Genomic DNA, 8524 nt, shown 5'->3' on the forward strand with positions numbered 1-8524 from the left:
CGGCCTTCGTGTCGGCGGGCGCGTTCGCCGCGGCGGTGCTGGCGCTGGGCGTGGCCTGGTGGCTGCCGTCCTCCGGCACCCTGGCGCCGGGCGCGCCCGACCTGGCCATCGATCCGGCGCCCGCCGCGGAGTTCGACACGCTGCTGGCCGGGGAAGACCCCGAGCTCTACATCTGGCTGGCCGACGCGCCTGTCGCCACCGCCCCGGGTCCGCGCCCGTGATGCGCCGGCTGCTCGCCGCGTTCGTCGGCCTCGCCCTGGCGGGCGCGGCGGTCGCGCACGAGGGTCGCGGCGACCGCCCGCACGACCATGGCCCGACCCCGGTGCCGGCTGGCGTAAGCGTTCCCGCCTGGGACGAGCTCACCCCGACCCAGCAGGAGGCGCTCGCCCGCCTGCGCGACGACTGGGACCAACTGCCCGCCTCGCGCCGCGTGCGCGCGCTGGAGTGGGTCGAGCGCAAGGCGCGCTGGGAGGCGATGACGCCGGAGCAGCGCGAGAAGCTGCGCGCGGGCGCCCGCAATTTCCGCGACCTGCCGCCTGAGCTGCGCGAGAAGATGCGCACCAGCATGCAGGCCATGCGCGCCTTGCCCGAGGACGAACGCCGCGCCCTGCGCAAGCGCTGGCACGAGATGAGCCCGGAACAGCGCCGCGCCTGGCTGCAGACCGGCGGCCCGGCCATCTCCCCGCCTCCGGACAGGGCCGACTAGCCGACGCTTCAGGCGCGTCGTTCGCCCGCGTGCGCGAGGCAGGCCTTGGCGATCAGTTCGTCGTTCCAGTCGAGCGTGAGCTGGCCATCCTTGAGCGACAGCGCAAGGAAGTTGAAGACGTTGCGGGCGTACATCTCGCTCGCGTGCAGGCTGCCCTGGCTGGGCAGGTTCAGCGGACCGGCGATGGTGACGCCGCCTGACTCGATGGTGTCGCCCGGGCGCGTCAGCTCGCAGTTGCCGCCGGTCTCGGCGGCAAGGTCGACGATGACGCTGCCGGGCTTCATGCCGGCCACCATGGCCGCGGTGATGATCTTCGGCGCCGGGCGGCCGGGGACGGCGGCGGTGGTGACGATCACGTCCACCGACTTGAGGTGCTCGGCCAGGCGGCGCTGCTGCTCGGCGCGCTCTTCGGCGGTGAGCTCGCGCGCATAGCCGCCCTCGCCCGCCGCGCTGACGCCGAGGTCGAGGAACTTGCCGCCGAGCGATTCGATCTGCTCGCGCGTTTCCGGCCGCACGTCGAAGCCTTCGACCTGCGCACCGAGCCGGCGCGCGGTGGCGATCGCCTGCAGGCCGGCGACGCCGGCGCCGACGATCAGCACCTTCGAGGGGCGGATGGTGCCGGCCGCGGTGGTGAGCATCGGAAAATAGCGCGGCGCCAGCTGGGCGGCGATCAGCACGGCCTTGTAGCCGGCCATGCCGGCCTGCGAGCTGAGCACGTCCATCGCCTGCGCGCGCGTGGTGCGCGGCAGCCGCTCGAGCGAAAAACCGGTGAGCCGGGCGGCCACGAGCGCGTCCACGCGCGCCGGATCGGCGTGCGGGGCCAGCAGGCCAACGACGACGGCGCCGGGCTTCATGCGCGCCAGGCGGGCGTTGTCGGGCGGCTGCACGCAGACCAGGATGTCGGCCTCGGCCAGCGCCGCGTCGGCGTCGTCGGTGAACTCGGCGCCGGCGTAGCCCGCGTCGGTGAAGTGCGCCGGCAGGCCGGCGCCGCGCTGCACCAGCAGGCGCGCGCCGAGCGCGGTCAGTTTCTTCGCGGTTTCGGGCGACATGGCGACGCGACGCTCGCCGCTGGCGGTTTCACGGACCAAAACAATGCTGACCGCCATGCGCGCGACTCCCGGGTGCGAATGGCTTCGATGCTACCGGAAGCGCCCGCGCCGCGGCAGGGGCGCAGGCGGGCCGCGCGAGGGCGCGGATAGGGGCGGCCGGCGGGCCGGCGCCTCAGTTGGCTTCGGTCTTGAGCTTGCCCATGACCCGGTGCAGCACCTGGTCGAAGACGTTCTCCTGCTCGCGCACCAGCAGGTTGCCTTCCTGCTTCATCGCGGCCAGCTCCTCCACCGAGGCCACCAGCACGCGGACACCGCGGCGGTTGACGAACATCAGGCGCGACGAGATCGGGCTGATCCAGGACAGCTTGACCGGATGATGCTTGCCATCCTCGCCGGCGATGTGGATCCAGGTGCCCACCTTGAGCTGGCGCATCTGCTCGACGTCGGATTCGTTCACCTCGAGGTCGTCGCGACCGCCCACCACCTCGAGCTTGGGCTTGAGGTCGGCCAGGGCCGCGGCCGCGGCCACGGTCGCGGGGCTGCGGCGCTCGGGCAGGTTGATGACGTTCTCGACGGGCGGCGCCACCGGCGGCGGCACCTGGCCCATTGCCAGCAGCTCGAGGCTGGTGGCCAGGGCGTTGATCTGGTCCTGCGCGGCCTCGCCGGTGATGCCGGAGCTGGCAAGCACGGTTTCGATTGGCTCGCGCATGGCCTGCACGGCCGGACCGACCGGCGCCGCCGGCACGCCCTCGCGGGGCAGCAGGGCCAGCAGGCGGTCCGCGACGGTCAGCGCGGTCTGCCACGAACCGCTCTCGGCGCCCTCGCGCAGCGCGATCATGGACAGGTGGTGGGTCCAGCAGCGACCCAGGAAATCTTCCATCGCCGGCGTGGGCGTCAGGCCCCGCACGCGTTGCTCGAGCTCCTTGGCGGCCAGCTCGCGGGCCTGCTCCAGCCGCTCCTGGCCGCGCTGCGCCTCGGCGGCGCGGCGCTCAGCCAACTCGACCCGGCGGCGGTGCTGGTCGAGGAACGACCGCAGCTCCTGCTCCAAGGTCTCGAAAATGGCGATGTCTTCGTTGAATTCCGCGATCAGGCGATCGACCGTGCTCTCGGCCTTTTGCAGCAGCTCGCGCTCCTGCGGGCCTTCGCCGCGATTGCCCTCGCAGGCCTCGGCCAGCGAGTTGAGCAGGCGGCGCGCCGGGTGCGTCTTGTAGAGGAACAGGCGGCGGTCCATCACCGCGGCCTTCACGAACGGGACCACGAGGCGCGAGATCAGCGTGCGCGAGGCCTGCTCGAAATCGCGTTCGTCGAACATCACGTCGAAGAGCATGCCGACCAGGTCGACGGCGTCTTCGTCATCCTGGCTCATGCTGACCTTGTCGGGCGGCAGGCCGATGCGACCCGCGCTCTGCAGCAGTTCGTTCTTGAGCAGTACGGCCAGCGAAGCCTCCGGGCGGCTGATCGCCTCGGAGACCGAGTCGGGCACGCTGGACTGCAGCAGCGACAGCACCGACATCATTTCCTGGGCGGCCAGCGGGCGCTGGCCGGAATTCGCGCGGTCATGTGCGGCACCCGGTTGGTTGGCCGGACGCCAGTTGTGCAGCAGCTGCATCAGCGCGTCGAACATCGCGCGGTCTTCCTGCGCGCCGGCGCCCGTGGCGCCCGCGCTGCCGGAAGCACCCGCCGCGCCATAGTCGGACACCGCTCCGGCATAGCCGTCGGCCGAGGGCGGCGGTGGCGCGGGGGCCGGTCGCGGCGCCGGCTTCTGGGCGCCGGCCGGGTTGAAGCCGGCGGCGGCCAGGCGCGCATTGAGGTCGGTGAGCAACTCGCGCAGGTCGTGGATCAGCTCGCGCTCGTAGTACTTGAACAGCACCATCCGGACGTCCGTCGGGACTTCCACGCCTTCCTGCGCGGTGCGGATGGCGCCCGCCAGGCCGAACGCGCTGAGCGGACTGAGTTCGGGATCGACGGTGTCGATGCCCAACATGCGGGCCAGGCGCGCGGCCAGCTCGTCGAGCTGGTTGCCGTGGATGCGGGTGATGGCCTCGGCGATGAGGTTGGTGGCCAGGTTCTGCTCGAGCTCGCTTTCCTCCAGCAGGGTGAGCTCGGGGGTTCCCCCGGCGGCAGGATCGGGCCTGGCCTGGCGGCCCAGGCCCTCGAAGCCGCGGTCGAGGTGGTCGCGGAAGCCGCGCTCGATCGGGGCGCGCGACGTGCGAAGCGCACGCATGGCGTGCAGGTAGGGCGAGCCGTCGGGCACGCCGTCCTTCTTCGCAAGGTCGAACAGCCAGTCGTCGGCGCGGGCGAACACGCGCGCCAGCACGGCCTGGAGATGCTCCGTGCTGCGCCGCCGCATCCCTTGGACGAGGTCCCGCGTGTTCACGGGCTGGGCGGACGGGGGTTGCTGGAAGGAGTTGTTGCTCATGGGCCTCTGCACGTCCGGGGGGACTACGCGCTGTGGGTGCCAGTGTGGCGAGGGTCGCACGTTCCTTCTGTGAACTTGTTCGCAATTCGCACCGACGGCGGTCTGCGTGGCGTGAATGGTAACCTCGTGCCCATGAACACGTTCGATTTCCTGCGCCGGCGCCGTTCCGTGCCTTCCCGCCTGCTAGGCGAGCCCGGCCCTGCCCACGACCAGGTGCTGGCCATGCTGGCCGAGGCGGTGCGGGTCCCGGACCACGGCAAGCTGGCTCCATGGCGCTTCCTTCGCATCCAGGGGCCGGCCCGCGCCAGTCTGGGCGAGCTGCTCGTCGCGCGCGCCCTCGAACGCGACCCGCAGGCGCCCGCCGCGGCGGTCGAGAAGGACCGCCACCGGTTCTCGCAGGCCCCGGTGGTGCTGGCCGTGATCGGCCGCCTGACGCGAGGCCACAAGGTGCCCGAGCAGGAACAACTGCTGTCCGGCGGCGCCGTGTGCTTCGCCCTGCTGCAGGCCGCGCAGGCGCTGGGTTTTGGCGCGCAGTGGCTCACCGGCTGGGCCGCCTACGACCCCGTGGTCACCGCGAGGCTGGGTCTGGGGCCGGACGAGACGGTGCTCGGCTTCATCCACATCGGCACGCCGTCCGAACAGGCCCCCGAGCGCCAGCGCCCGGACGCCGCCGCCCTGCTGGACGACTGGACGCCATGAGCGGCCCGGTCCACCTGGTGGATGCCAGCCTGTATGTGTTCCGGGCCTGGCACTCGATGCCGCCGGAGTTCGAGGACCGGGAGGGTTGGCCGGTCAACGCGGTGCACGGCTTCGCCCGGTTCCTGCTCGAGCTGCTGGAGCGGAACCGGCCGGCGCGGATCGCCATAGCTTTCGACGAGTCGCTGGATTCGAACTTCCGCAACGAGATCTACCCGGCCTACAAGGCCAACCGCGATGCCGCGCCGGACGAACTCAAGCGCCAGTTCGGGTACTGCCAGCGCCTCTGCCGTGCGCTCGGCCTGCCGGTGCTGGCCGACGGGCGCTTCGAGGCCGACGACCTGATCGGCGCGGCGCTCGGCCACGTCCGCCGCGCCGGCTACGCCGGTCTGATCATCTCGGCCGACAAGGACCTCTCGCAGCTGCTCGATGGCGACGACGAGCAGTGGGACTACGCCAAGGACGTGCGGTGGCGCGCCGACGGCGTCAAGGCCAGGCTGGGCGTGCACGCGCACCAGGTCGCTGATTTCCTGGGCCTCACCGGCGATGCCATCGACAACATCCCCGGCGTGCCCGGCATCGGGCCCAAGACCGCCGCGATCCTGCTTGGCCACTTCGGCAGCCTCGACGAGCTGTACCAGCGGCTGGCGGAAGTGCCCTACCTGCGAATGCGCGGCAGCGCCCAGCACGCCGCACGGCTGGCCGAACACCGCGACGTCGCGCTGCTGTCGCGCCGGCTCGCGACCATCGACGTCAACGCACCGCTGCCCGCCGACTTCGGCGGCGCCGAGCGGCGCGCGCCGGAGGCCGCCGCGCTGGAAGCCCTGGCCGAGGACCTGCGCTTTGGCCCCATGACCCGCCGCCGCCTGCTGTCGGCCTGACCCTGCCGAGGACCCGATGACCGAACCCGCGACCACGATGTGCGAAGGCAAGTACCTGCGGCTGGTGCGCAAGGGCCACTGGGAATACGCCGAACGCACCAACGCCGGCAGCGCCGTGATCGTCATCGCGGTGACGCCCGAGGACAAACTGCTGTTCGTCGAACAGTTCCGCATCCCGATGAATGCGCCCACCATCGAGATGCCCGCCGGCCTGGTCGGCGACCTCGACGCACACGACACCATGGAAGCCGCCGCGCGCCGCGAGCTGCTCGAGGAAACCGGCTGGCTGGCGGATGAAGTGAAAGTGCTGATGGTCGGCCCCACCAGCTCGGGCATGAGCAACGAGCTGATCGCCTTCGTGCGCGCCCGCGGCCTGACCCGCATCCACGCCGGCGGTGGCGACGAGTCCGAGAACATCACCGTGCACGAGGTGCCGGTAGCCGACGCCCCGCGCTGGCTCACCGCGAAGATGGCCGAAGGCTATTCGATGGACCCGAAGCTCTGGGCCGGCCTCTGGCTGCTCGACCGCAACCCCGACGGCACGCCCGCCTGATCCTGCTCCCTGTAGGAGGGACTTCAGTCCCGAAGCTTCTCGGCGAAGGGCTTCGGGACTGAAGTCCCTCCTACAGGAGATCTCAGCGGAAGCCGTCGGTGGCGCGGACGAGGATGTCGGTCAGCTCTTCCTCGAAGGCGGAGTGGCCGGAGTTCGGCGCGATCTCCAGCTTCGCCTCGGGCCAGGCCTTCTTCAGGTCCCAGGCGTTTTGCACCGGGCAGACCACGTCGTAGCGGCCGTGCGCGATGACGCCGGGGATGCCCTTGAGGCGGTGCGCGTCGCGCAGCAGCTGGTCGTCGGCGTCGAAGAAGCCGCCGTTAACGAAGTAGTGGCACTCGATGCGCGCGAAGCTCAGCGCGAAGTGCGCGTCCTCGTGGCTGTTGATGAAGGCCTCGTCCTGGCGCAGGAAGCTCGTGCTCGCTTCCCACACCGACCAGGCGCGCGCCGCGGCGAGCCGCGTGGCCTCGTCGTCGGAGGTCAGGCGGCGGTGGTAGGCGCTCATCAGGTCGTGGCGCTCGACCACCGGGATCGGCGCGAGGTACTTGTCCCAGGCGTCGGGGAACAGGCGCGACGCGCCCTCCTGGTAGAACCACTCCAGCTCCCAGCGCCGCAGCATGAAGATGCCGCGCAGCACCAGTTCGGCCACCTGGCCCGGGTGCGCCTCGGCATAGGCCAGCGCCAGGGTCGAGCCCCAGCTGCCGCCGAACACCTGCCAGCGCTCGATGCCCAGGTGCCGGCGCAGCTTCTCGATGTCGGCGACCAGGTCCCAGGTGGTGTTGTCCACCAGGTCGGCGTGCGGGGTCGAGCGCCCGCTGCCGCGCTGGTCGAACAGGATGATCCGGTAGCGCGCCGGGTCGTGGAAGCGGCGCATCTTGGCGCCGCAGCCGGCGCCCGGGCCGCCGTGCAGCAGCACCACCGGCTTGCCGGCGGGGTTGCCGCACTGCTCGTAGAAGATCCGGTGCCGGCCGTCCACCGCGAGGGTGCCGCTGTCGTAGGGTTCGATCTCGGGGTACAGGCCGCGCATTCGGTCGCCTCGTTCGCTGGAGTCCGCCCCGATTCTAGCCCGCACGCACCCCTTGAACTGTCATCGGCATGGCGTATGCTCGGACTGTCATGGGCACAGGGCCAACGCATCTGAGTCTGGTGGGTTCCGGGACTGCATTCCCCCCGGCCGGGCTCGCTTCCGCCCGTGAAAGCCGACTGCCGCGCGTGCTCTCCCTCGATGCCCACGGCCGCATCCTCGACTGGATGCACTGGCAGGACGCGGTTTGCCTTTACGTGCGCGGCGCGGTGGCCTGGACCCTGGGCGACCCCTGCCTCACCGTCCACGGCGGCACCAACCGGCTCAGCGGGCAGCAGAGCATCATCCAGCTGCACCCGATCGTGGCCGGCCGCAGCCACGCGCGCAGCGCAGGACTGTCGCCCTCGCCGGCGCTTACCAACACCGCGCTGTTCGCCCGCGACGCCAACCTCTGCCTTTATTGCGGCCGCGAGTTCGGGCGCCATTCCCTCACCCGCGACCACGTGGTGCCGGTCTCCCGCGGCGGCCGGGACATCTGGGAAAACGTGGTCTGCGCCTGCTTCCACTGCAACTCCCGCAAGGGAGGCCGCACCCCGCAGCAGGCGGGCATGCCGCTGCTGGCCGTGCCTTACCGGCCGAGCTGGGTCGAGCACCTGATCCTCTCGAACCGGCACATCCTGGCCGACCAGATGGCCTTCCTGAAGCACCACCTGCCAAAGCGCCCGCCCCGGCTCTGCTGAGCATTTGACGCGGCCCGGGCCGGCAAACGACACTGCCGGCCTTCACGCCGCTGCGCCGGGCGTGATCAGGGGGATGACCAGTAATGACCACTCACAGCATTTGCTTCGCCGGCCTGTCCCGAGAGGAAGAGGCCGAGATCACCACCCGTTTCAAGCAAGCCAACGCCAGCACCGGCAACCACTGGTTGCTCACGCCGGAGACCGAAGCCGGCGTCCTGGTGATCGACATGGACTCCATGTACGGCCAGATGAGCCTGATGAAGGCCATCGGCAGCGGCAAGATCCTGGTGGCGCTGACCGCCGGCGGCCGCGTGGATACCGACTACGTGCTGCATCGCCCGGTCACCGCCGATGCGATCGCCGCCTTGTTCACGCAGATCGAGGCCGGCACCCCGGCCCCCGTGTCGGCGCCTCGCGCCGAGCCCGCGCCGACGACCCCCGCGCCGGCGCCGGCTCCCG

At 71.2% G+C, this 8524-nt stretch carries 10 protein-coding genes; 7 read left to right on the top strand and 3 right to left on the bottom strand.

Features of this window, described 5'->3' with window-relative positions; translation table 11 throughout:
- Both Q0C12_RS14020 and Q0C12_RS14025 read left to right on the top strand, forming a co-directional pair.
- A partial coding sequence (locus Q0C12_RS14020; RefSeq protein ID WP_290891247.1) for a hypothetical protein occupies positions 1–221 on the top strand: 221 nt, incomplete at its 5' end.
- Positions 221–706 (top strand): DUF3106 domain-containing protein, encoded by a 486-nt coding sequence (locus tag Q0C12_RS14025; RefSeq protein ID WP_290891249.1) that lies wholly within the window; start codon positions 221–223, stop codon positions 704–706. The genes Q0C12_RS14020 and Q0C12_RS14025, both read left to right, overlap by 1 nt.
- Positions 707–714: 8 nt before the next feature.
- Here Q0C12_RS14025 and Q0C12_RS14030 read toward each other — a convergent pair whose 3' ends face one another.
- Complete coding sequence (locus tag Q0C12_RS14030; protein ID WP_290891251.1) at positions 715–1812, bottom strand: NAD(P) transhydrogenase subunit alpha; 1098 nt, start codon at positions 1810–1812, stop codon at positions 715–717.
- Positions 1813–1927: 115 nt separating this feature from the next.
- Positions 1928–4174 (bottom strand): DUF1631 family protein, encoded by a 2247-nt coding sequence (locus tag Q0C12_RS14035; RefSeq protein ID WP_290891253.1) that lies wholly within the window; start codon positions 4172–4174, stop codon positions 1928–1930.
- 132 nt (positions 4175–4306) lie between these two features.
- Between Q0C12_RS14035 and Q0C12_RS14040 the strand changes: the two genes are divergently transcribed.
- The 3 genes from Q0C12_RS14040 to Q0C12_RS14050 are packed head-to-tail and all read left to right on the top strand — an operon-like array spanning position 4307 to position 6304.
- On the top strand, positions 4307–4873 hold the full coding sequence (locus Q0C12_RS14040; protein WP_290891255.1) for a nitroreductase: 567 nt from the start codon (positions 4307–4309) through the stop codon (positions 4871–4873).
- A complete protein-coding gene (locus Q0C12_RS14045; RefSeq protein WP_290891257.1) occupies positions 4870–5751 on the top strand; it encodes a 5'-3' exonuclease H3TH domain-containing protein in 882 nt (293 codons plus the stop codon). The genes Q0C12_RS14040 and Q0C12_RS14045 overlap by 4 nt, the downstream gene beginning before the upstream one ends.
- 16 nt (positions 5752–5767) lie before the next feature.
- Positions 5768–6304 carry an NUDIX hydrolase gene (locus Q0C12_RS14050; protein WP_290891258.1) on the top strand — a complete coding sequence of 179 codons (537 nt, stop codon included), beginning with the start codon at positions 5768–5770 and terminating at the stop codon, positions 6302–6304.
- A gap of 82 nt (positions 6305–6386) precedes the next feature.
- Here Q0C12_RS14050 and pip read toward each other — a convergent pair whose 3' ends face one another.
- Positions 6387–7328, bottom strand: a complete 942-nt coding sequence (gene pip, locus Q0C12_RS14055) for a prolyl aminopeptidase (protein ID WP_290891260.1) — start codon at positions 7326–7328, stop codon at positions 6387–6389.
- 89 nt (positions 7329–7417) lie between these two features.
- Here pip and Q0C12_RS14060 point away from each other — a divergent pair, with 89 nt between their 5' ends.
- Positions 7418–8065: an HNH endonuclease gene (locus Q0C12_RS14060; protein ID WP_290891262.1), complete on the top strand. Its 648-nt coding sequence runs from the start codon at positions 7418–7420 to the stop codon at positions 8063–8065.
- Positions 8066–8148: 83 nt separating this feature from the next.
- On the top strand, positions 8149–8524 hold a 376-nt coding region (locus Q0C12_RS14065), incomplete at its 3' end, for a hypothetical protein (RefSeq protein WP_290891264.1).

Source organism: Arenimonas sp. (assembly GCF_022842045.1).
Taxonomy (GTDB): Bacteria; Pseudomonadota; Gammaproteobacteria; order Xanthomonadales; family Xanthomonadaceae; genus Arenimonas.